Origin of the sequence: Microbacterium sp. Root180, assembly GCF_001428485.1 — a bacterium.
Lineage (GTDB): Bacteria > Actinomycetota > Actinomycetes > Actinomycetales > Microbacteriaceae > Microbacterium.
In genome coordinates this window covers 1,239,162-1,262,056 of sequence record NZ_LMHS01000003.1, presented here as the reverse complement: position 1 = coordinate 1,262,056, position 22,895 = coordinate 1,239,162, and the positions used below count along the sequence as shown (strand labels likewise).

Below are 22,895 nucleotides of genomic sequence, written 5' to 3'. Positions count from 1 at the left end.
CTAATGATCGCGTCGGACGTCAACGGAGCAGGAGGTTCGGCTGCAGCAGGTAGCGGAACGAGTCGGCGCCGGCCTTGTCGACCGACGTCTGGGGCGTGATCAGCACGGGGCTGAGCTTGTTGGCGTTCTCGCTCGACGTGAACGTGATCCGTACGAACTCGCTCTTGACCGCACTGAGGGATTCCAGCAGGTACTGCGGGTTGAGACCGAGAGTGACGTCCTCGCCGACGAGGTTCGCGTCGACGGACTCGGTCGCCCGTGCCTGCTCTGTGCCGGAGGCATCCATCGAGACGCTGTCGGTGGTGAACGTGAACCGCAGCGGAGCGGAGCGGTCGAGCACGAGCGACACGCGGCGCACGGCTTCGACGAGATCGGCCGTGTTGACGACGGCGTGGTGCTCGGTCGCCTCGGGGAAGAGGCGACGCACGGGCGGGAAGTTGCCTTTGATGAGCAGCGACGTCACGGTCTTGTTGCCGGCCGTGAAGGCGATGATCTCGCGATCTCCCGACCCCGAGAAGGCGATGGAGATGTCGCCGCCGTGGGCGAACGTCTTGCCGACCTCGGTGAGGGTGCGCGCGGGCACGAGTGCTGTCGTCGAGTCCTCGGACGCGACACCGCCGCCGTCCCACGGGATCTCGCGGAGCGCGACGCGGTAGCGGTCGGTGGCGACGAGACTGAGCGCGTTGCCGGTGACCTCCAGCTGCACACCGGTGAGCACCGGGGTGACGTCGTCACGGGAGGCGGCGAACGCGACCTGCGCGATCGCGGTGGCGAAATCCTCTGACGGCACGAGACCCGAGTCACCGGTGACCTCGGGAATGGCGGGGTACTCCTGCACCGGCATGGAGGCGAGGGTGAACCGCGCGGAGCCGCAGGTGAGCAGGATGCCGCCGTCCTCGTCGACCTCGACCTGGATCGGGGCGTTGGGCAGGCGGCTCGCGATCTCGGACAGGAGTCGACCGTGCACGAGGATCGTGCCCGGGTCGTCGACCGTCGCCTCGATCGTCGTGCGAGCGGATGCCTCGTAGTCGAACGCGGCGAGCGACAGGCCGGCGTCGGATGCTTCGATCAGCACACCCGCGAGGATCGGCTGCGGGTTGCGCTGCGGCAGGAGCTTGACGACGAACGACACGGCTTCGCTGAACACATCGCGGTTGACGTGGAACTTCACGAATGCTCCCTCGAGTGCTGGCTGGGGGTTCTCATGCTAGTGCCAGGCCGTACCGATGCTAGTGCCCGGGGGACGCGGCATCCGCCTGCCACTCTTTCCACCGTTGAGGTGATCGGATCCTTCTTCATCAAATACTTCTTGTCATGGTGTTAACCGCTGTGGAAACTGTGGATAACTCGGCCGATCCCACGCGGGACATGGGAACCACACGCGTGTGAGATGTGGATCGGCTGCGGAGGGCTCTCCGGACGGAGATTCCGCGGGCGACCCCGCATTCCGATTCATCCACAGGCTGTGACGCGCCGCCGACAGATTCTCCGCAGAGCCGGCGAGTTATCCACAGGTTTTCCACACTGTGAAGAACGCAAATGATGGCGCTCTCATCTTCCGGTGTCAAGAACTTTTCGCGGTATATCACCGCGGGTGATCTCAGCGGCCGTTGCGGCCGAGCTGCGTGGTGATCTCGGTCACCTGGTTGTAGATCGAGCGGCGCTCTTTCATGAGGTCGCTGATCTTCTTGTATGCGTACATCACGGTCGTGTGATCGCGGTTTCCGAACAGCTGGCCGATCTTCGGCAGCGAGAGGCTGGTGCGTTCACGACACAGGTACATGGCGATCTGCCGTGCGGTCGCGACGGACTGCGACCGGCTCGAGCCGTAGAGGTCGTCGACCGTGAGCTTGAAGTAGGCGGCGGTGGCCGTGATGATGTCGGTCGGCGAGATGACGTTCGCGTCGTCCTGATCGACGATGTCGCGCAGGACGGTCTGAGCGAGGGACATGTCGAGCGTCGAGCGGTTGAGGCTCGCGAACGCCGACACACGGATGAGCGCGCCTTCGAGCTCGCGGATGTTGCTGGAGACGACCGTCGCGATGTACTCCAGCACCTCGTCGGGGATGTGGAGCCGCTCGGACTGCGCCTTCTTGCGGAGAATCGCGATGCGCGTCTCGAGGTCGGGAGCCTGCACATCGGTGATGAGTCCCCACTCGAACCGGCTGCGCATGCGGTCCTCGAAGCCCGTCAGATGCTTCGGCGGCACATCGCTCGTGATAACGACCTGCTTGTCGTGGTCGTGCAGCGTGTTGAAGGTGTGGAAGAACGCCTCCTGCGTCTCCGCGCGACCCTGGAGGAACTGGATGTCGTCGATCAGGAGGATGTCGACATCGCGATAGCGCGCCTGGAACGCGGACCCGCGGTTGTTGGCGATCGAGTTGATGAAGTCGTTGGTGAACTCCTCGCTCGAGACGTAACGGACGCGGATGCCGGAATACAGGCTCATCGCGTAGTCGCCGATGGCGTGGAGAAGGTGCGTCTTGCCCAGACCCGAGTCCCCGTAGATGAACAGCGGGTTGTATGCCTTCGCGGGCGCCTCGGCCACGGCGACCGCGGCGGCATGGGCGAATCGGTTGGACTGGCCGATGACGAAGTTGTCGAAGGTGTACTTCGGGTTCAGTCGTGTGTCGCTGCGTGAGACGGGGGGCGCAGCATCCGCTGTTTCGTCCATGGGCGATCGTCCGGCCGGGGCCGACGCGGGAGCCGAGGGCGAATCGACGTGCACGGAGATCGGCGCGGTCAAGTGGGCGTCGGCGAGCTCGGGATTGACCACGACCCGGAACGTGCTCGTCGGCTGAGGGGAGTCCTGCTCGACGCGGGCGAGGGCCTCCATGATCGGTGTGCGCATGCGCTTGGTGAACTGCGCGGCGGTGAGATCGTTGGGAACGTCGAGGTAGAGCGTTCCGCCCATCACCCCCTGCGGCACGGCCAGACTCAGGAACCCCTGCAGCTGCGGCGTGATGCGCTCGTCGCGCGAGAGCTCGTCGAGCACGCTGGACCAGACCGGGACATCTGGAATTTCGTGCGGTGACATGGGTCCCCCGGGTTGTTGATGATTCCATCGGAACCCGCGGAAAGTACACGCCGGAGCCTGTGGATAAGTGCCGGGGACACGCTAGGTCAGCGGGCGCCTCCTGAGCAAACTCCACTGTAGATCGAGCGGGTGTGTCGTTGCCAGGCCGGATGCCACCTCCCCGGCATAATGCCGTTCACAGTGTTCTCGGTTTGAGTTCTCAGGCCGCTCGGCGTACGCTAAATCGGTTGACTTATGCCCATGTGGCAGTCCCCTTGTACGTACGTCTCCGGTCTCATCTTCCCGGTGACACCTGATCCGGAAGTGATCCCATGACCAAGCGCACCTTCCAGCCCAACAACCGCCGTCGCGCGAAGAAGCACGGTTTCCGTGCCCGCATGCGCACCCGCGCCGGTCGCGCCATCCTCTCGGCTCGTCGCGGCAAGGGCCGCACCGAGCTCTCGGCCTGACCTCCGAGCGGTGCTGGCGAGGCCGAACCGACTCACCCGCGGGGCGGAATACAAGGCCGTCGTCCGTCGGGGTCGTCGTTGCGCCGGTGCGCACACCGTCACCTATGTGAAACCCGCCGTGGCCGAGGGCCCGGCGCGTTTCGGTTTCATCGTCAGCCGCCAGGTCGGGGGCGCTGTCGTGCGCAATACCGTCCGGCGCCGGCTCAAGGCCCTGTGCGCCGAGGCGCTGCCGAGCGTCGCCGCGGGCAACGACATCGTGATCCGCGCCCTGCCGAGCGCAGCATCCGTGCCGTTCGGCGAACTGCGCGACGAGGTCGTGCAGTGCTTGGCTCGGAGGGCCGCATGAGCGTCCTGCCCGCCTATGCGATCGGCGACGCCGGCCTCGAGGCATCAGATCTGCCGCGCAGTCTGCCGCTGCTCCCGCGCAACGCGGTGCTCGCGTTCCTGCACGGATACCGCGCCACGATCTCTCACACGTACGGCGACGTCTGCAAGTACTACCCGTCGTGCTCGGCCTACGCCGTCGGCGCGGTTCAGCAGCATGGTGCCGTCAAGGGCGCGGCGCTCACCGCCGCCCGCCTGGCTCGCTGCCACCCCTGGGCCGTCGGCGGCGTCGACGACGTTCCGCCGCACTCGCACTTCCGGCACGCACTGACCCCTCACGGTTTCGTCGTGCCCGCCCCCACCGGAAAGGACTGATCCTCCGCATGGATCTTCTGCTGGCCTCCACCCCCACACCCGCGGCAGCCACGGGCGGTGGCTTCGATCTCATCGGGATCATCCTGTGGCCGCTCAAGTGGGCCGTCGAGGCCGTGCTCGTCGCATGGCACTGGCTCTTCACCGCGATCGGGCTTCCGCCCGCCGACGGCATCACCTGGGTGCTCTCCATCGTCGGCCTCGTGGTCGTCGTGCGATCGGCTCTGATTCCGCTCTTCGTGCGGCAGATCAAGAGCCAGCGCAAGATGATGGAAATCGCCCCTGAACTGCGAAAAGTTCAGGAGAAGTACAAGGGCAAGCGCGATCAGCTCTCCCGCGAGGCGATGAGCCGCGAGACCATGGCGCTGTACAAGAAGCACGGCACGACCCCGGTGTCGAGCTGCCTTCCGCTGCTCGTGCAGATGCCGATCTTCTTCGCCCTGTTCAGTGTGCTCAACGACGTGACCAAGCACTACAACGCTGGCATCGGCGGTGTCGGCCTGCTGAACGCGGAGCTCACGGCGGAGTTCTACAACGCCAAGCTCTTCGGAGTGGCGTCGCTGCACGAGACGCTCATCGACGCTGTCAACACCGGCAACACCGCGGCGATCGCCATCCTGGCGACCCTGGTCGTGCTGATGATCGCGTCGCAGTTCTTCACCCAGCTGCAGATCATTTCGAAGAACCTCTCCCCCGAGGCCAAGACCGGCCAGGCGTACCAGATGCAGAAGATCATGCTCTGGGTGCTCCCCTTCGCGTTCGTCTTCTCGGGTGTCTTCTTCCCGCTCGGCGTCGTCATCTACTGGTTCGTCTCGAACCTCTGGACCATGGGTCAGCAGTTCCTGGTCATCCGCGAGATGCCCACCCCCGGTTCGGAGGCCGCCAAGGAGCGTGAAGAGCGCCTGGCCCGCAAGGGCAAGGCCCTCGATGCGACCGGCAAGGTCGTGCCCATGGAGAAGTACGTCGCCGAGCAGCAGCGCCTGTACGAAGAGGCTGAGCAGGCCCGCGCGGCCGCACCGAAGCGTCAGCAGCCGGTGAGCAAGCAGCGCGCCAAGAAGCAGGGTCAGAAGCCGAACCCCAAGCCGGGCGGCGCCGATCAGTCCGGTGCCGGCAGCGGCCCGGCATCCTGATCCCCCTACTCAGCTTCGATCGACCCGAGGACATCATGACCAGCACCCCTGAGTACGCCCCTACCGACGTGCGCGCCGAGCGCGAGCCGGCGACCGTCGAGCAGCTCGAGCAGGAAGGCGACATCGCGGCCGACTTCCTCGAGGGTCTGCTCGACATCGCCGACATCGACGGCGACCTCGACCTCGACGTCAAGGGCGGTCGCGCCTATGTCTCCGTCGAGGCGCCGGAGGGTGGGTCGGTGTCACTGATCGCGGACCCCGACACGGTGCAGGCGCTGCAGGAGCTGACCCGGATTGCGGTGCAGAACGGCACCGGACGCTTCTCGCGTCTCATCCTCGACGTCGGCGGGTCCCGCGACACACGTCAGCAGCAGCTGGCGACGCTCGTGGATCGCGCGATCGAGCGGCTCGAAGGCGGTGCGTCGCAGGCTTCGCTGCCCGCGATGTCGAGCTACGAGCGCAAGCTCGTGCACGACATCGTCTCGGATCGCGGCTTCGTGTCGGAGTCATACGGCGAAGGTGCCGATCGGCACACGGTGATCCGTCGCGCGTGACGCGACGTTTCACGTGAAACATCCATGATCGAAATCGAGTCGGAGCCGGCTGCCGCAGCCCTCGTGTTCGGCGACCGTATCGACGTCGCGCGCCAGTTCACGGCGGCGCTGGGCGAGCACGGCGAAGAGCGCGGCCTCATCGGGCCACTGGAGCCGCCGCGGCTGTGGTCGCGGCATATTCTCAACAGCGCGATCATTGCTCCGCTGTTCTCCCCCGGCCGTGTCGGCGACATCGGTTCGGGCGCGGGTTTGCCCGGTCTCGTGCTGGCGATCGCGCGGCCTGACATTCAGTGGGTGCTCATCGAACCGATGGAGCGTCGCGTCGCATGGCTCGACGAGCAGGTCAACGCCCTCTCACTCGACAACGTGGAGGTCGTCAGGGCTCGCGCCGAGGAATGGAAGGGTGGGCCGGTCCTCGACGCCGTGACTGCCCGAGCGGTGAGCGCCCTGCGCACCCTGGTGCCGATCACCGCTCCCCTGGTACGGGACGGTGGCGAGCTGATCCTGCTCAAGGGCGCGAGTGCCGCGAACGAGATCGACGCGGCAGAGAAGCAGCTCCGCAAGTTCCGTGTGAGGGACGCTCGTGTCGAAGTGGTGGGCGAGGGCGTTCTCACCGAGCCGTCCCGCGTGATTCGCGCGACGGTCCGCTGACTCCAGGGGTTCCCCGGCGCGTTCCCGCCCCTCCCGGTGCCCGGCGCGTCCCGCCTGCCCCAGTGTCGCGCCCGATTACGATCCCGGGCGTCCACCCACTCCCTCGGTTCGAGTAGCCCGGAGGGCGTATCGAGATCCCGGGTGTGTGGTCTCGCTACGGCAGCTTCGCTGCCTCCCCGTCCACCGGGCGGGTTCGGGTGGATGTTTCACGTGAAACATGTCGCCGTGTGAGTGCCCGCCGGCCCGCCGTTCGTCGCTGCCTCCCCGTCCACCGGGCGGGTTCGGGTGGATGTTTCACGTGAAACATGTCGCCGTGTGAGTGCCCGCCGGCCCGCCGTTCGAGTAGCCCGGGGGCGTATCGAGATCCGCTGCGTGGTCTGGATGCGGCACCCTCGCTGCCTCCCCATCCCCGGGTGGGTTCGCGTGGATGTTTCACGGGAAACATGTCGCCGTGTGAGTACTCGCCGGCCCGCCGATCGAGTAGCCCGGAGGGCGTATCGAGATCCCGGGTGTGTGGTCTCGCTACGGCAACTTCGCTGCCTCCCCGTCCACCGGGCGGGTTCGGGTGGATGTTTCACGGGAAACATGTCGCCGTGTGAGTGCCCGCCGGCCCGCCGTTCGAGTAGCCCGGAGGGTGTATCGAGATCCCGGGTGTGTGGTCTCGMYACGGCAACTTCGCTGCCTCCCCGTCCACCGGGCGGGTTCGGGTGGATGTTTCACGTGAAACATGTCGCCGTGTGAGTGCCCGCCGGCCCGCCGTTCGAGTAGCCCGGAGGGNTCGCTGCCTCCCCGTCCACCGGGCGGGTTCGGGTGGATGTTTCACGTGAAACATGTCGCCGTGTGAGTGCCCGCCGGCCCGCCGTTCGAGTAGCCCGGAGGGTGTATCGAGATCCCGTGCCGGCGAGGTCCTCGGATCCTCCCCCCCACCCGTGTACGCCGTCTGATCCCCAGAGCGTCCGCGGTTGCCGATACGCGCTACGTCGAACGCCACTCTTGCCGGATGCCGTACATGTACATCCTCGAGTGCTCGGATCGGTCCCTCTACGTCGGAAGCACGCGAAACCTGGAGCATCGACTCGCCCAGCACGGTGATGGTGAAGGCTCCGCATACACACGCACCCGTCTGCCCGTGCGTCTGTTGTACTTCGAGACGTTCGACCGCGTGGACGAGGCGTACCGCAGAGAGAAGCAGGTGCAAGGGTGGGGTCGCGCGAAACGACTGGCGTTGGTGAAGGGGCAGCTTGAGATGCTCCCAGCGTTGAGCCGGAAGAAGTTCCGTGGCGCCGGGAAGTGCGCGCGGAGGGAGGCTGTGAGCGAAACACTGCCCGCGGGCGAGTAGCCAATTCACTGGAAGATCGAGGGTCTCGATATGGCCGCTTCGCGGCCTACTCGACCGGCGGGGTGGTGGTTCGGGCTYGACCGGTGGGGTGGTGGCGGTGGATGGGGTGGGCCGTTTCACGTGAAACATTCCGCGAATGCGGKGCTKGCGGAGCGGTGTCGGGGTGCRGGGTCTCGATACGGCCGCTTCGCGGCCTACTCGACCGGCGGGATGGGTGTGCGGGTGCGGTGGGGGTCTCGATATGGCCGCTTCGCGGCCTACTCGACCRGCGGGCGTGGCGCAGATCGAGGTTCGGGCATCGTTGGAAGCGGGAAGGGCGCGGGGTGGGGGCGGGATAGAGTAGGGGACGTTGTTGATCGGCTCGCGAGAGGGAGAGTGTTTCACGTGAAACAGCCCGACGAGACCGGCGCCGCGGCATCCTTCTCGTTCGACGACACCCCTCTCGCACGCGAACTCGCGGATCTTTCCGCTCGACGCCGCGCCCTCGAGAGCGCTGACGTCCAGCTTTCCGGCCGTACCCGCGTTTTGACGGTGTCGAACCAGAAGGGCGGGGTGGGAAAGACCACCACGACGGTGAACATCGCCGCCGCCCTCGCTGCCGTCGGCGCCCGCGTCCTGGTCATCGACCTCGACCCTCAGGGGAACGCCTCGACCGCACTCGGCGTGCCTCACACCGCCGACATCCCCAGCATCTACGACGTTCTCATCGACGACTTCCCCATCGCGGACATCGTCCAGACCAGTCCGGAATCGCCCAATCTCCTCTGCGCGCCGAGCACGATCCACCTGGCCGGCGCCGAGATCGAGCTCGTCTCGCAGGTCGCTCGCGAGCACCGCCTGAAGACAGCGCTCGACGAGTACCTCGCGAACCCCGATCACCGGCTCGACTTCGTCCTGATCGACTGCCCGCCGTCACTCGGCCTGCTCACGATCAATGCGTTCACCGCGGCCAGCGAGCTGCTCATCCCCATCCAGTGCGAGTACTACGCGCTGGAGGGCCTGAGTCAGCTGCTCGGAACCGTCCGCATGATCCAGAAGCATCTCAACCCCGGTCTGACACTGTCGAGCATCCTGCTGACCATGTACGACGGGCGCACCCGCCTGGCGCAGCAGGTGGCAGACGAGGTCCGCGAGCACTTCGCGCGCGAGGTCCTCGACACTGTCATCCCTCGTTCGGTGCGCGTGTCCGAGGCGCCCAGCTTCGGACAGACCGTCATCGCCTACGACGGACACTCCGCCGGCGCCGTCGCCTACCGCGAAGCCGCGGTCGAACTCATCCGCCGCGACGGCACCGTCGCCGCCGCACATGTCGACTCGAACATCGAAGGGAGCGCCTGATGGCCAAGCGCACAGGCCTCGGACGCGGTATTGGGGCATTGATCCCCACGGCAGAAGCCGCGGAGGACCGCCCGTCCGACGTGTTCTTCCCCCGTGCCGTCACGACGGCCGACGTTCCTGAGGACGACGGCGACGCGGAAGCGGTCGAGGCGCTGGTCCAGGTTCCCGGCGCTCGCCTCGCGCACGTCGATCCGCACTCGATCGTTCCGAATCCCCGGCAGCCGCGGACGCACTTCAATGCCGAGGATCTCGCGGAGCTCGTCCACAGCGTCCGCGAGTTCGGGGTGCTCCAGCCGGTCGTCGTCCGCGCCAACGAGGACGGGCAGTACGAGCTCATCATGGGTGAGCGACGCACGCGCGCGGCGCGCGAGGCGGGCCTCACCTCGATTCCGGCCGTCATCCGCGAGACGGCGGACGAGCATCTGCTCCGCGACGCCCTTCTGGAGAACCTTCACCGCTCCGAGCTGAACCCGCTCGAAGAGGCATCCGCGTACCAGCAGCTCCTCGAAGACTTCGGCATCACGCAGGAGGAGCTCGCAAGCCGCATCGGCCGTTCGCGTCCGCAGATCAGCAACACCATCCGTCTCCTCAAGCTGCCCGTTCCGGTGCAGCAGCGCGTTGCCGCGGGCGTCCTCACCGCCGGCCACGCGCGCGCCATCCTGTCGCTCGACACCCCCGAGGCGATGCAGCGCCTCGCCGACAAGATCGTGAACGAGGATCTGTCCGTCCGCGCCGCCGAGGCGGCGGCAAAGGGACCGGATGCCGCATCCGCTCGACCCTCGAAGCCTCAGGCCGGCGCACGGCGTGCACACCTCGACGAGGTGGCCGAGCGTCTCGGTGATCGACTGAACACGCGGGTGCGCATCTCACTGACGGCACGAAAAGGCCAGGTCAGCATCGATTTCGCCAGCATTCAGGATCTGAATCGCATCCTCGAGGAGATCGGCGAGACCGGCTACGGCTCAGCCTGACCCGAGTGCGGCCGCCCTTCTTCGCAGCAACGCCGCCTCGGGTTCATTTCCCGGGAGGGCGGCAGCCGTGACGAAGGCGTCGGCGGCGGCATCCGTGTCTCCCAGGCGTTCGAGCAGCTCGGCGCGCACCGCGTGGAACGGCCGGAAGTCGGCGAGCTCGGGCGCGAGTGCATCGACGTCGGCCAGAGCGGCCCCAGGGCCCTCCGCCATCGAGACGGCAACGGCGCGGTTGAGCCGGACGACGGGGGAAGGCGCGAGCTCGTCCAGCGCGTCGTAGAGGCGCACGATGCGGTTCCAGTCGGTCTCCTCGAAGGCGGGTGCGACTGCGTGGCACTCCGCGATCGCCGCCTGCAGGCCGTAGTACCCGAGGCCGCGGGGCGCGGCAGCCGCTCTCCCCATGGCCGCCCGCCCCCGTGCGATGGCGGATCGATCCCACCGACGACGATCCTGCTCGGCGAGCGTCAGCGGCAGTCCGTCGGCTCCCGCGCGGGTGGCGAAGCGCGACGACTGGAACTCCATGAGGGCGATGAGCGCATCGATCTCGGTCTCCCTGGGCATGAGCGCCCGCAGCTGACGCGCGAGCCGGACCGCCTCACGGGCCACTTCCGGCCGAATCGGCTGATCCCCGGCGGCGGCGGCGTACCCCTCGGTGAACAGCAGGTAGATCACCTGCAGCACGCTCGCGAGCCGCGCGGGGCGTTCTGCGCGCCCGGGAACCTCGAACGGCACGGATGCCTCGGCGAGCGACTTCTTCGCGCGGACGATCCGCTGCTGCACCGTGGGCACGGTCATGAGCAGCGCACGGCCGATCTGCTCGGTCGTGAGCCCTGCCACCGTGCGCAGGGTCAGAGCGAGACGGGCTTGCGGCGTGAGGATGGGATGGCACGCGACGAAGACGAGCCGCAGCACGTCGTCGTCGATGCGGTCGGGATCGCCGAGTGCCGGCACGTCATCGCTGCGCTCCGCCTCGAGCACGTCCGTCCCGAAGAGAGGCTCCCGCGCCGCAAGACGCTCGCGCCGGCGCCACCCGTCGATCGCGCGCCGCTTGGCGACGGCGAGCAGCCAGGCGCCCGGGTTGTCGGGGATGCCGGTGGCAGGCCACTTCGCGATCGCCTCGAGCAGGGCGTCCTGGGCGAGATCCTCTGCCCAGCCGAAGTCGCCCGTGTGGCGCGTGAGTGCCGCGACGATACGCGCGGACTCCTCGCGCCACACGGCCTCCACGGCCCGGCGGGAGTGGATGTCGACGTCGCTCATGAGGCCAGCGTAGGCGTCCGAACCCGCCCGAACAGCGGCCGGAAGTCCGCGACCCGTCGTACCCTGGATGAGTGCCGGAGGAACACCAGACCCCGCGACGACGGGCCAGTCTCGAGCTCTTGCGTGCCGAGGCGACCGATGAACTCGCGGTCGTCATCGCCGAACGCCTGCGCGGCGGCGAAGATCCGTGGGAGTTCATGGAAGACCTCCCGACGGTCGACGAGCTCGTCGTCCTCACCCTCCGGGCCGAGAACATCGCCGCCAACGGCGGCGCGCGACCGAATGCGGCGCGGCACTATCGCGTTCTCCGTCAGATCTCCCTCGACTACCCGCAGCTCACCCGCGCGGTGTGGCGTTTGCTCGGAGACGCCGACACGCACCGTCGCTGGGATGCGACGGTGCGTGCAGACGCGTCGTGAGGTCCTGTGCGACCTATGAGTTGGCCGCGCGCCACTCCTGCTCCTTCGAGATCCACTCGTTGTCGGGCATCTCGAAGTCGGACAGTTCGTTGACGCGGCGCACCTCGAGCGCGGTTCCCGGTCCGAGGGGGCACTTGCGGGCCCAGTGCTCCGCCTCTTCGCGGCTGGCCACCTCGAGGATCCAATACCCGGTGAACACCTCCCGCGCCTCGGCGTAGGGGCCGTCGGTCACCACCGGGGGCGTCGACGCGAAATCGACGCGGAAGCCTTCACTCGCATCGGAGAGTCCCTCCGCCGAAAGGAACACACCGGCCTTCTGCAGTTCCTCGTTGTAGGCGCCCATGGCCGCGATGACGGCGACCATGTCGAGCTCCTGCGCGGCACGCGCCGCCGCCTCGGGCTCCACCTGCATGATGAGCATGTACCGCATGTCGTTCTCCTCTCGTGACGAGCCTGGGGCCCGCGGGGCCGCTCGGCCGCCTTCAACTTCGTGCGTCGAACGAGAAGGGCCGAGATCGACATCCTCTCCGAAATCTCTTCAGACTTCGATCGCATGTCGCTGGTGGCATGCAAGAGAAATGCCCCCTGACCAGGCATCAAGCCGGATCAGGGGGCAGAAGACGTGCGTGGAATCAGCCGATGTAGGCGGCGAGATCCTTCTCGAGGGCGAACTTCGGCTTCGCGCCGATGATCGTCGTCTCGACCTCACCCTTGTGGAAGACCTTCATCGCCGGGATCGACGTGATCTGGTACTTCATCGCCAGGTCGGGATTCTCGTCGACGTTGAGCTTGAGAATCGTGATCTTGCCGGGGTGCTCCGACTGGATCTCATCGAGCACGGGGGCGACCATGCGGCACGGTCCGCACCACGCTGCCCAGAAGTCCACGAGCACGGGGCCCTCGGCCTGGAGCACATCCTGCTCCCACGTGGCGGACGTCGTCGCCTTGGCGGTCATCATCTTCTCCTTAGCTGGAAGCTGTCGTGGTATCGAACGCGGCTCTACGCGGAATCATTCCACCGCACAGCCGATGCTCAGGCCGCGTCGGCCTCGGGCAGACCCTCGATCTGGTCGCCCGTGGCGTCGGGCGCGCCCGCCTCGGCGAAGGACGCGAGGAAGTGCTCGACGTCCAGCGCAGCGACCGTGCCGCTGCCGGCGGCCGTCACGGCCTGGCGGTAGGTGGGATCGATGACGTCGCCCGCGGCGAAGACACCGGGGATCGAAGTGCGCGACGAGCGCCCGTCGACCCAGATCGTGCCCTCGGGGGTGAGGTCGAGCTTGCCGTGCACCAGGTGGGTGCGGGGGTCGTTGCCGATCGCCACGAACAGTCCGTCGATCGCCAGGTCGCTGCGGGTGCCGTCGACGGTGTTCTCGAGCACGAGGCCGGTCACGGCGTCGTCACCGAGGACGTCGACGACCTCGCTGTTCCACACGAACTCGATCTTCTCGTTGGCGAAGGCGCGCTCCTGCATGATCTTGGAGGCGCGCAGCTCGCCGCGACGGTGGATGACGTACACCTTCGAGGCGAACTTGGTGAGGAAGGTGGCCTCCTCCATCGCGGAGTCGCCGCCGCCGACGACCGCGATCACGCGGTCGCGGAAGAAGAACCCGTCGCACGTCGCGCAGTACGAGACACCGCGACCCGACAGGCGCTCCTCGCCCTCGATGCCGATCTTGCGGTGCGCCGATCCCGTCGCGTACACGATCGAGCGGGCCTCGTACTCCTTGCCGCTGCCGAGCGTGATCTTCTTGACATCGCCCTCGAGCTCGAGCGACACGACGTCGTCGTAGAGCACCTCGGTGCCGAAGCGCTCGGCCTGCTCCTGCATCTTGGTCATGAGGTCGGGACCCTGGATGCCGTCGGGGAAGCCGGGGAAGTTCTCGACATCGGTGGTTGTCATCAGATCGCCGCCGGCCTCGACCGAACTGGCGACGACGAGTGGCTCCAGGTTGGCACGCGCGGCGTAGATCGCCGCCGTGTACCCCGCAGGACCCGAACCGATGATGATGACGTGACGCACCTGCGCCCCCTTCTGTTTCGGGATCGAAGACCCCGGATATCTCAACACATGGTAGCCGCGGAGCATTCCTCCGAGCGGGTGGGTGTCGGGCTCGCCGCGACCTCGCCGCAGATCAGCCTCGGCCCGGGAGGAAGCGCCGCACGATCCGCATCGCCGTGTCGAGCTCCGGAGTACGCAGGAGCGCGAGGAGGCCTGCGTAGACGACCAGCACGACGATGCCGATGATCGCGGCGCCGAGGGCGCCGAGGAACTTGTCCGAGACGGTCCACCCGTCGACCCCGCCCAGCAGCTGGAACGTGAGCCAGCCGACGCCGGCGGAGGGGATCGCCGCCAGGGCGAATCGGCCGAGCGACAGCATCCACGATCCGAACGCCAGTCCGCCGAGGCGCCGCTGCAGCAGCCATGCCGCCACGACGACCTGGATGACGCCCGCCAGCGACTGGCCGAGGGCGACGGCGGCCGCGAGCTGCGAGAGCGGCAGCAGATCGGCTCCCACCGCCCACGAAGCTGCCAGCGCGGTGATGACGACGAGCACGCACTGGATCAGCGTGAAGATGAACGGCCGCACGACGTCGTTGTACGCGTAGAAGGTGCGCTGGATCACGAAGAGGAGGGCCAGCGGGATGAGGCTGACCAGGAAGCACAGCAGGACGCCCGCGGCGGCGACGGCATCCTCGGCCGAGTTGGTGAAGATGCGCGATGCGGGTACCGCGGCGACGGCGAGGGCGGCGGTGGCCACGATGATGAACAGCCCCAGGGTGCGGATGCTCCGGCCGATGTCGGTGCGGACGTCATCGTCGCGACCCGCGTGGGCGTGCGCGCTCAGCTCGGTGTAATAGGGGGTTCCGATGGACAGGACGATGATCGAGTACGGGAGCATGAAGATCAGCCACGCATTGGCGATCACGGCGATCGACGCGCCGTCGCCCGATGCGGCCGAGACGATCTGCGTCTGCACCAGGCCGGCGAGCTGACCGGCGAGCACCATCAGGAAGGTCCACCCCGCGAGACGGCCGATGTGACGGAGCCCGATGCCGCGCCAGTGGAAGTCGGGTCGCAGCCGGATGCCGGTGCGCCGCCAGAACGCGAGGAGCACGCCCGCCTGCACGATGATCCCCACGGTGGCCGTGCCGGCCAGTACCGCCACCATCTGCGGCGTCCACTCCTCGACCCCGGTGATGTCTCCGCCGAACAGGGCGATGAAGATCAGGAACCCGGCGATCGAGATCACGTTGTTCACGATCGGCGCCCACGTGTACGGCCCGAAGATGCGGCGCGCGTTCTGCGTCTCGCCCACGAGCGCGTACAGGCCGTAGAAGAACAGCTGCGGAAGACACCAGTACGCGAAGGCGGTCGCCAGCGCGAGCTGCTCGGTCGTGAAGCCCTTCGCGTAGAGCTGCACCAGCCAGGGTGCCGCGACGACGGCGATCGCCGTCGTCACCACCATGACCACGGTGCCCAGCGTGAAGAGCTTCGAGATGAAGCGGCGGCCGCCGTCCGGATCGGCGCTCGCCTTGACGATCTGCGGAACGATGACGGCGGTGAGGATGCCCGTGGAGATGATCGCGTAGATGTTGTTCGGCAGCTGATTCGCGACGGCGAACGCGTCGGCGGCCCGGCTGTTCACCGAGCCGATCGCGGTGACCAGGACGACCGTGCGCACGAAACCGGTCAGGCGCGAGACGATCGTGCCCGCCCCGATCAGCACGCTGGCGCGTCCGATGCTCACGTCGCGTCCTCCGACTCGGTCCCGGCGTCCGCGTCGCCGGGGGCGGCATCCTTCCCCCGTCGCCGCGCACGGATACGTCGCACCGTCCGCACGACGCCGAAGAGCAGCAGAGCGCCGACCACGATCCCGAGAGCGGCGAGGCCGAAGGTCTCCCACTCGGCGCGCACGCTCACCTCGACGGACTCGGGATCGCCGATGGCGACGCTCGCACGGCTGCGCAGCTGGAGGTCGAGGGTGACGTCGCCGTTTCCGACGCGCGCCTGCACGGGGACCTCGACGCGCGTGTTGCTGCTCGGCTGCGCGATCAGGGGATTGGCGCGCTGCACATCGAGCCGCAGATCGTCGGGGGTGACGTACAGCACCAGGTTGACCGGGTAGGGCAGGTCATTGCGCACCCAGAAGCGCAGGCCGACGTTCGAGCCGAACAGGCTGATGGGCGCGGTCGGAACGAGTCCTACGGAGTCGAGCGTCGTCGCCGTCTGGTCGCGATGCGCCGACACGGCCTCCGTCCATGCGACGTCGTCGACCAGCCAGGCGTTGCCGAGCAGCTGCAGGACCTCGGCGCGTTCGGGACCGGTGAGAAGGCTCGTGTCGTCGAGGATCGTCGAGAACCGGGCGAGCTCCGCCTCCTCGACGAGGAGAGCCGATGCCGCGGCCGACCGCGCGGACTGCTCGGGAGCGTCCTCGATCTCGACATCGGCTGTCGCGGAGTTGGCGAGTCCGCCGATCGTGAACGGGGTGACACCGGGGGCGTCGAGCGCGGCGCCGATGGTGGCTGCGAGTCCGAGGCGCGAGCGGTCGGGGTTGCGTCCGAGCGTGACGAGCAGCGGCGCGCCGTCGGTCTGCGCGGTGGCGAACGCGAGGTACGCGGTCGCCTGCGTGAGAGCGGCCCCGCGCAGCGAGTTGTCATCGAGTGCGGACGCCTTCTCGAGTGCGGCGGAGATGTCCGAGTCGTACACCAGGACCGAGGCATCGCCGGCGACGCCGTGCGCGCGGACGGTCTGGCCGCCGGCGCCCGCCGTGGTCGTGGCGGACGGGATCACCGTCAGAGAGCCCTGGTCGTCGACGGTGAGTCCGCCCAGCTGCTCCACCGCGGCGGGGCCGGCGCTGCCGGCGGTCGGCCAGTACACGCCCTCCCGGGTGTTCGGTCCGACCTCGAGCAGTTCGGCGAGGGTCGGCAGGACAGGGGCGTCCGGGTCCGCGCCCGGCGTGGGCGTCGGGGTGGGGGTCGGCTCGGTGTCGGAGTCGGGCACGAAGTTCTCGGGCACCATGTACGCCGTGAGCGAGGTCGGCCGCAGCGGCGCGGTGAGGCCGGTCTCGAGCTGGGCGGCGATGTCGGCGTCGCCGAACTGCAGCGCGAAACGGGAGTTCGGGAGCGCCTCGAGGCGCGCGAGCCATGCCGTCGCGGACTCCGGCGCCGACGAGCCGAGCACGCGCACGGCGGCGGGGATCGCGGGATCGATCGCGAGGATGGCGGCGGTTCCCTCGACCCCGTCGAGCTGCGCCGTGAGCGCGCCGTCCGGGGCGGTGAGCTCCCCGAGCTCGTCCGCGGTGAGCAGGCCCGCGGACAGCGGCCCGGCGGTGATCGGCACGAGCACTCCGAGCCCGATCTCGCCGGGGTCGGCCTCGGGAACGATCACGGCGCTGGTCGACGTGACGGTCCCGGTCGGCGAATCGTAGGCGGCGAGCAGCGGATAGACCCCGGGAGCGAGCCCGGCCAGCGACGGATCGTCCGCCTCGACGCGCGCGGCCGTCACCGCCTGCGAACGCGCCGGCACCGACTCCATCGAGGCGGTCGCCACCTCCTCGGTGCGCACGCCGCTCGTCGTGCCTTCGAGCCACGCCGAGAGCGATTCCCGGTCCGGCAGCGGGGTGCGGCCGAGCGATACGGTCGCGACGGCGGCGGCGGTCGCGGCATCCGTCTCGTTCTGCAGCGTCAGCGAGACCGCGAGAGCCTCACCCGGTGAGACGATGCCGTTCGAGATCGGCGCGAGGGTGAAGGCCGTCGTTCCGGCGGGGATCGGCGGCGTGGGCGTCGGGATCGGGGAGGGCGTGCCGGCGAACGCCGGGATGCCGGGAGTGGCCAGAGCCGTCAGGATCGCCAGCACGACCGCGACGGCGCGCGAAGCGCGGCGACGGGCGGGCGTTCCCGCGGGGATCAGGGTCATGCTGTGTGGTTCGCTCCTGTGCGATGTCCGGACCGCACGATCGTCTGTGATTCTACGGTTCGACCCTCGGAGGTTCCGGCACGGGACGCCGCGCGGCGGCGCACGATTGAATGGACGCGTGCTCCCCGAACCCGATCCCTCCCTGTGCCGCGCGCTCGCCGATGACCTGCGCAACGCCGGATTCAGCGCCGAGGCCCTGCGGTCCGCCTTCGGAGATGCCGCGGACGACGCGATCGCCCGGGGCCTGCGCGCACCGGCCGATCGCGCACTCGGCGCACGGTCCGACGCGCTCGCCGTGCTGGGGAGGCTGCTCGTGCTCGGGATGCCGCAGGCCGAGGCATCCGTCACGCGCGCCCTTCCGCGCACCGGCGCGGCCGGCCTCGCCGCGCTGGGGCTCGCATCGATCGGCGACGAGGTGCGTCCGCTCGCGGTCGTGCGCCCGCAGTCGTACGCCGACGCGGACGGCGCGGGGCAGTGGTGGATCGCCAGCGATCTCGACGAGGCCGCGCTGGGCGGGCCTCTCCCCGAGGACCACGTGCTCGGCGTGGGCGGCGCATCGCTCACCCTCGCCTCCCTGCAGCTGCCGACCCCCGCGGCGCGGGGACTCGATATCGGCGCGGGGTGCGGCATCCAGGCACTGCGCGCTCGCCGCAGCGTGACGCGTGTGACGGCGACCGACATCTCGGCGCGGGCGCTCTCCTTCACCCGCCTGAACGCGCTGCTCAACGGAGTCGACGGGATCGACGTGCGGCTCGGCAGCCTGTTCGCACCCGTCGCCGGCGAGGAGTTCGATCGCATCGTGTCGAACCCGCCGTTCGTCATCACGCCGCGAGTGGGGGACGTGCCCGCCTACGAGTACCGCGACGGCGGCATGGAGGGCGACGACGTCGTGGCGGCCTTCGTGCGGGGAGTGGGCGCGCACCTCGCGCCCGGCGGCGTCGCGCAACTGCTGGGCAACTGGGAGACCCGCGGAGGGATCGACGGTCTCGCCCGCGTGCGTGCGTGGGTGGCGGAGTCGCCGGTGCCGCTGGACGCGTGGGTCGTCGAGCGCGAGAGCCTCGACCCGCTGTCGTACGCCGAATTGTGGGTGCGCGACGGCGGCACGCTTCCGGGAACGCCGGGATTTGCGCGCCTGGTCGACGCCTGGCTCGACGACTTCGGGTCCCGCACGGTGACGGAGGTCGGCTTCGGGTATCTGCTTCTGCGGCGCCCTGCCGCCGGCGCGCCCACGCTCTCCCGCTTCGAGAAGCTGCATCAGTCGCTCTCCGGCGACAGCCTCGGCGCGCACCTCGCCGACGCGCTCGCCGCTCATGACAGGCTCGTGCGCCTCGACGACGCCGGGGTCGCGGCATCCGTCTTCGTCGTCGCGCCCGACGTGACCGAGGCCCGCCATCACGTTCCCGGCCAGGAGGATCCGACGGTCATCGAGCTGCGTCAGGGCGGCGGCTTCGGTCGCGCGCTGGGCGTCGACCCCGGTCTTGCCGCACTCGTCGGCGCGTGCGACGGCGACCTGCCCGCCGGGACGCTCATCGACGCCATCGCCCAGCTGATGGAGGTGGATGCCGCGCGCCTGCGCGCAGACCTGCTGCCCCGCGTGCGCGAGCTGGCCTTCACCGGGTTCCTCCGGTTCGCGTGAATCCGAGGGGAGATTCGGGGGCGACGGGCGCCTGAGGGGCCCTGAGCCGGCGTCTTCTCCCGCTGCTTTCACCGAGCGGCCCGGCGGTTCGTGTGATGCCCGCTCGGTAGGCTCGGAGCATGCTCAACATGGCCGAGGGCATTGCGCGCCTCGGCGCGCTCGCCGAGTCCCCCGTCGTCGACACGCTCGCGCGCGCGTTCGCCGACGCCGGCTTCGACCTCGCGATCGTGGGCGGTCCGGTCCGCGACGCCCTCCTCGATCGGACGACGAACGACCTCGACTTCACGACCGATGCGCGCCCCGACGACATCCTGCGGATCGTGAAGCCCATCAGCACCGCCCAGTGGGACATCGGCCGTGCTTTCGGCACCATCGGGGCGAAGGTCGCCGGCGAGCAGGTCGAGATCACGACGTACCGCGCCGACAGCTACGACGGCGTCACCCGCAAGCCGACCGTCGAGTTCGGCGACACGCTCGAGGCCGACCTCGTGCGCCGTGACTTCACCGTCAACGCGATGGCGCTGCGCATCCCCGGCCGCACTCTCGTCGACCCGACCGGCGGGGTCGAGGACCTCGTCGCCCGCCGCCTGCGCACTCCGGCCGAACCCGCGGTCAGCTTCGGAGACGACCCCCTGCGGATGCTGCGCGCCGCCCGCTTCTCATCCCAGCTCGGATTCGACCCCGATCCTGCGACGGTGGCGGCCATGGCGGAGCTGCGCGCGACGCTGTCGATCGTCAGCCCCGAGCGCATCCAGGGCGAGCTCGTACGCCTGCTCCAGACCGACGACCCGGTGCGCGGCATCCGTCTCCTCGTCGAGACAGAGCTCATCGGCGAATTCCTTCCCGAGGTCCCTGCACTGCGCCTCGAGGTCGACGAGCACCACCACCACAAGGACGTGTACGAGCACTCGCTCACCGTGCTCCGGCAGGCGATCGACCTGGAGCACGCGCGTCATCCGGATGCCGCTCCCGACGTGCCCCTGCGGCTGGCCGCACTGCTGCACGACATCGGCAAGCCCGCGACCCGCCGGCTGGAGCCGAACGGCGGGGTGACGTTCTACCACCACGACATCAAGGGTGCGCGTCTGGCCCGCAAGCGGCTCCAGGCGCTGCGGTTCGACGCCGACACCACGACCGTGGTGACCCGCCTGATCGAACTGCACCTCCGCTTCTTCGGCTACTCCGAAGGGGCATGGACCGACTCCGCCGTGCGCCGCTACGTGCGTGACGCGGGCGACGAGCTCGAGCGGCTGCACATCCTCACTCGTGCCGACGTCACCACGCGCAACGCGAGGAAGGCCGGGCGGCTGGCCAAGGCGTACGACGACATCGAGCGCCGCATCTCCGAGCTCGCCGCCCAAGAGCAGCTCGATGCGATGCGTCCTGCGCTCGACGGGAACCGCATCCAGGAGGTGCTCGGCATCGGGCCGGGACGTGAGGTCGGCGAGGCCTACCGGTTCCTTCTCGACCTGCGCCTTGACGAGGGGATCGTGAGCGAGGACGAGGCCGAGCAGCGCCTGCGCGAGTGGTGGGCCGCCCGCGGCTGAGCCCGGTGGCGTGCAGCGGACGGACGCCGAACTCTCGCATTTCGGCCTCGGACCAGCGGATTCGGAGGGCAGATCGCCCAGGCGAAGGGGCCGGGATGCGGCATCCGGCTCTGTCGCGGGCGGGTTTCGGTCTGGTTACGAATCGTTCACTCGATTGCCGTCGACGGACTTCGGGGTGAAGATAGCCTCCGGGCCGTGCCTACCCTGGCGGGGCCGACTTCACTCAGCAGAGGTAGCACTACATGTCACTGCACCACAGCAAGCGCGGCCGGATCGGCCTCGCGATCGGGGCCTTCGGCGCCTCAGCCCTCCTTCTCGCCGGCTGCGCCGGCGGCGGCGGTGGCGGTTCGACCGACGGCGGCGACTCCGGCGAGCCGATCATCGTCGGCACCACCGACAAGGTCACGACCCTCGACCCCGCGGGCTCGTACGACAACGGGTCGCTCGCGGTCCAGACGCAGGTGTTCCCCTACCTGGTCAACACCGACTACAACAGCAACGAGGTCGTTCCGGACCTCGCCGAGTCGGCCGAGTTCACTTCGCCCACCGAGTACACGGTCACGCTTCCTGCGGGCCTGAAGTGGGCCAACGGCAACGACCTCACGTCGGCTGACGTCAAGTTCTCGTTCGACCGCAACATCGCGATCGCGGACCCCAACGGCGCGTCGAGCCTGCTCTACAACCTCGAGAGCGTCGACACGCCCGACGACACCACGGTCGTCTTCAACATGAAGACCGCGAACGACCAGGTCTTCCCGTTCATCCTCACGAGCTTCCCCGGAGCCATCGTCGATGACGAGGTCTTCGCCGCGGACGCGCTGACCCCGGACGACGAGATCGTCGACGCCAACGCCTTCGGCGGCCCGTACTCGGTGACCTCGTGGGACTTCAACAAGACGGTCGAGTTCACCCCGAACGAGAACTACCAGGGTCTGCTCGACGCCCCGGTCAACTCGGCAGTGATCCTTTCGTACTTCGCCGAGTCCTCGAACCTGAAGCTCGCCGTGCAGGAGGGTGACGTCGACGTGGCGTACCGCAGCCTGTCGGCGACCGATGTCGACGACCTGAGCGGCAACGACAAGGTCCAGGTCATCGACGGCCCCGGCGGCGAGATCCGCTACATCGTGTTCAACTTCAACACGCAGCCGTACGGTGCGACCACGCCGGAGGCCGACGAGGCCAAGGCGCTCGCCGTCCGTCAGGCCGTGGCCGACCTCGTCGACCGCGACGAGATCTCGGAGCAGGTCTACAAGGGCACCTACACCCCGCTGTACTCCTACGTTCCCGAGGGCTTCGCCGGTGCCACCGAGGCGCTCAAGGGCCTCTACGGCGACGGTGACGGCGGACCGGATGCCGACAAGGCAGCCGCGACGCTCGAGGCCGCCGGTGTCGAGACCCCGGTCGCGCTGAGCCTGCAGTACAGCCCCGACCACTACGGCCCCTCGTCGGGTGACGAGTACGCGCTGGTCAAGTCGCAGCTCGAGGAGAGCGGCCTGTTCACCGTCGACCTCAAGTCGACCGAGTGGGTCCAGTACTCCGAGGACCGCACGTCCGACGTGTACCCCGCGTACCAGCTGGGCTGGTTCCCGGACTACTCCGACGCCGACAACTACCTGACGCCGTTCTTCCTCGAGAACAACTTCCTCGGGAACCACTACGTCAACGCGGAGGTCAACGACCTCATCCTGAAGCAGGCCGTGGAGCCGGATGCCGCGACCCGCACCGCGGACATCGAGAAGATCCAGGAGCTCGTGGCCGGCGATCTGTCGACCGTGCCGCTCCTCCAGGGCGCGCAGGTCGCAGTGGCCGGAACGGCCGTCGACGGGGTCATCCTCGACGCGTCGTTCAAGTTCCGCTTCGCGCCGCTGACGAAGTAGCCGATCGAGCTGTCGATGGGGCGGTCCGCACACCGGGCCGCCCCATCGGCACGATCCGCTGTCGCGCACAGATCCCCGCA

21 protein-coding genes are annotated in these 22,895 nt (G+C 68.6%); 13 read left to right on the top strand and 8 right to left on the bottom strand.

Features of this window, described 5'->3' with window-relative positions; translation table 11 throughout:
* Positions 1-19: 19 nt before the first annotated feature.
* Positions 20-1,171, bottom strand: coding sequence for a DNA polymerase III subunit beta (gene dnaN, locus ASD93_RS13405; RefSeq protein WP_056123511.1), 1,152 nt, complete (start codon positions 1,169-1,171; stop codon positions 20-22).
* Between the two features lie 429 nt (positions 1,172-1,600).
* A complete protein-coding gene (gene dnaA, locus ASD93_RS13400) occupies positions 1,601-3,037 on the bottom strand; it encodes a chromosomal replication initiator protein DnaA (protein ID WP_056123507.1) in 1,437 nt (478 codons plus the stop codon).
* A 311-nt stretch (positions 3,038-3,348) separates the two neighbouring features.
* On the opposite strand from dnaA, the gene rpmH reads away from it, so the two are divergent.
* From rpmH to ASD93_RS13355, 9 genes are all read left to right on the top strand, one after another.
* On the top strand, positions 3,349-3,486 hold the full coding sequence (rpmH, locus tag ASD93_RS13395) for a 50S ribosomal protein L34 (protein ID WP_056123502.1): 138 nt from the start codon (positions 3,349-3,351) through the stop codon (positions 3,484-3,486).
* Between the two features lie 10 nt (positions 3,487-3,496).
* On the top strand, positions 3,497-3,832 hold the full coding sequence (gene rnpA, locus ASD93_RS13390) for a ribonuclease P protein component (protein ID WP_056123499.1): 336 nt from the start codon (positions 3,497-3,499) through the stop codon (positions 3,830-3,832).
* Positions 3,829-4,185, top strand: coding sequence for a membrane protein insertion efficiency factor YidD (gene yidD / locus ASD93_RS13385; protein ID WP_056123497.1), 357 nt, complete (start codon positions 3,829-3,831; stop codon positions 4,183-4,185). Before rnpA ends, yidD begins: the two co-directional genes overlap by 4 nt.
* 8 nt (positions 4,186-4,193) lie before the next feature.
* A complete protein-coding gene (yidC, locus tag ASD93_RS13380; RefSeq protein WP_056123493.1) occupies positions 4,194-5,312 on the top strand; it encodes a membrane protein insertase YidC in 1,119 nt (372 codons plus the stop codon).
* Between the two features lie 35 nt (positions 5,313-5,347).
* Positions 5,348-5,866 carry a protein jag gene (locus ASD93_RS13375; protein ID WP_056123490.1) on the top strand — a complete coding sequence of 173 codons (519 nt, stop codon included), beginning with the start codon at positions 5,348-5,350 and terminating at the stop codon, positions 5,864-5,866.
* A 24-nt stretch (positions 5,867-5,890) separates the two neighbouring features.
* On the top strand, positions 5,891-6,517 hold the full coding sequence (gene rsmG / locus ASD93_RS13370; RefSeq protein WP_056123487.1) for a 16S rRNA (guanine(527)-N(7))-methyltransferase RsmG: 627 nt from the start codon (positions 5,891-5,893) through the stop codon (positions 6,515-6,517).
* Between the two features lie 1,000 nt (positions 6,518-7,517).
* On the top strand, positions 7,518-7,856 hold the full coding sequence (locus ASD93_RS13365; protein ID WP_056123485.1) for a GIY-YIG nuclease family protein: 339 nt from the start codon (positions 7,518-7,520) through the stop codon (positions 7,854-7,856).
* Between the two features lie 384 nt (positions 7,857-8,240).
* Positions 8,241-9,194, top strand: coding sequence for a ParA family protein (locus ASD93_RS13360; RefSeq protein ID WP_056123482.1), 954 nt, complete (start codon positions 8,241-8,243; stop codon positions 9,192-9,194).
* Positions 9,194-10,165 carry a ParB/RepB/Spo0J family partition protein gene (locus ASD93_RS13355; protein ID WP_056123479.1) on the top strand — a complete coding sequence of 324 codons (972 nt, stop codon included), beginning with the start codon at positions 9,194-9,196 and terminating at the stop codon, positions 10,163-10,165. Before ASD93_RS13360 ends, ASD93_RS13355 begins: the two co-directional genes overlap by 1 nt.
* On the opposite strand, the gene ASD93_RS13350 is transcribed toward ASD93_RS13355, so the two are convergent.
* Positions 10,157-11,419, bottom strand: coding sequence for an RNA polymerase sigma factor (locus ASD93_RS13350; RefSeq protein WP_056123476.1), 1,263 nt, complete (start codon positions 11,417-11,419; stop codon positions 10,157-10,159). The genes ASD93_RS13355 and ASD93_RS13350 overlap by 9 nt on opposite strands.
* Before the next feature lie 71 nt (positions 11,420-11,490).
* On the opposite strand from ASD93_RS13350, the gene ASD93_RS13345 reads away from it, so the two are divergent.
* The gene (locus ASD93_RS13345) at positions 11,491-11,838 is read left to right on the top strand and encodes a hypothetical protein (RefSeq protein ID WP_056123472.1); all 348 of its coding nucleotides are present in this window, start codon (positions 11,491-11,493) and stop codon (positions 11,836-11,838) included.
* A gap of 13 nt (positions 11,839-11,851) precedes the next feature.
* Here ASD93_RS13345 and ASD93_RS13340 read toward each other — a convergent pair whose 3' ends face one another.
* The 5 genes from ASD93_RS13340 to ASD93_RS13320 form a co-directional block, all read right to left on the bottom strand.
* Entirely contained in the window at positions 11,852-12,268 is a 417-nt protein-coding gene (locus ASD93_RS13340) for a YciI family protein (protein ID WP_056123469.1), read from the bottom strand.
* A 202-nt stretch (positions 12,269-12,470) separates the two neighbouring features.
* Positions 12,471-12,794 (bottom strand): thioredoxin, encoded by a 324-nt coding sequence (gene trxA, locus ASD93_RS13335; RefSeq protein WP_056123466.1) that lies wholly within the window; start codon positions 12,792-12,794, stop codon positions 12,471-12,473.
* Positions 12,795-12,871: 77 nt separating this feature from the next.
* Positions 12,872-13,858: a thioredoxin-disulfide reductase gene (gene trxB, locus ASD93_RS13330; RefSeq protein ID WP_056123463.1), complete on the bottom strand. Its 987-nt coding sequence runs from the start codon at positions 13,856-13,858 to the stop codon at positions 12,872-12,874.
* A 112-nt stretch (positions 13,859-13,970) separates the two neighbouring features.
* Complete coding sequence (gene murJ, locus ASD93_RS13325) at positions 13,971-15,587, bottom strand: murein biosynthesis integral membrane protein MurJ (protein ID WP_056123460.1); 1,617 nt, start codon at positions 15,585-15,587, stop codon at positions 13,971-13,973.
* The gene (locus tag ASD93_RS13320) at positions 15,584-17,755 is read right to left on the bottom strand and encodes a DUF6049 family protein (RefSeq protein WP_056123458.1); all 2,172 of its coding nucleotides are present in this window, start codon (positions 17,753-17,755) and stop codon (positions 15,584-15,586) included. The genes murJ and ASD93_RS13320 overlap by 4 nt, the downstream gene beginning before the upstream one ends.
* A gap of 118 nt (positions 17,756-17,873) precedes the next feature.
* On the opposite strand from ASD93_RS13320, the gene ASD93_RS13315 reads away from it, so the two are divergent.
* The 3 genes from ASD93_RS13315 (at position 17,874) to ASD93_RS13305 (ending at position 22,815) form a co-directional block, all read left to right on the top strand.
* A complete protein-coding gene (locus ASD93_RS13315) occupies positions 17,874-19,391 on the top strand; it encodes a methyltransferase (RefSeq protein ID WP_056123454.1) in 1,518 nt (505 codons plus the stop codon).
* Between the two features lie 119 nt (positions 19,392-19,510).
* Complete coding sequence (locus ASD93_RS13310; RefSeq protein ID WP_056123449.1) at positions 19,511-20,938, top strand: CCA tRNA nucleotidyltransferase; 1,428 nt, start codon at positions 19,511-19,513, stop codon at positions 20,936-20,938.
* Between the two features lie 242 nt (positions 20,939-21,180).
* Complete coding sequence (locus ASD93_RS13305; RefSeq protein ID WP_056123446.1) at positions 21,181-22,815, top strand: ABC transporter substrate-binding protein; 1,635 nt, start codon at positions 21,181-21,183, stop codon at positions 22,813-22,815.
* Positions 22,816-22,895: the final 80 nt, after the last annotated feature.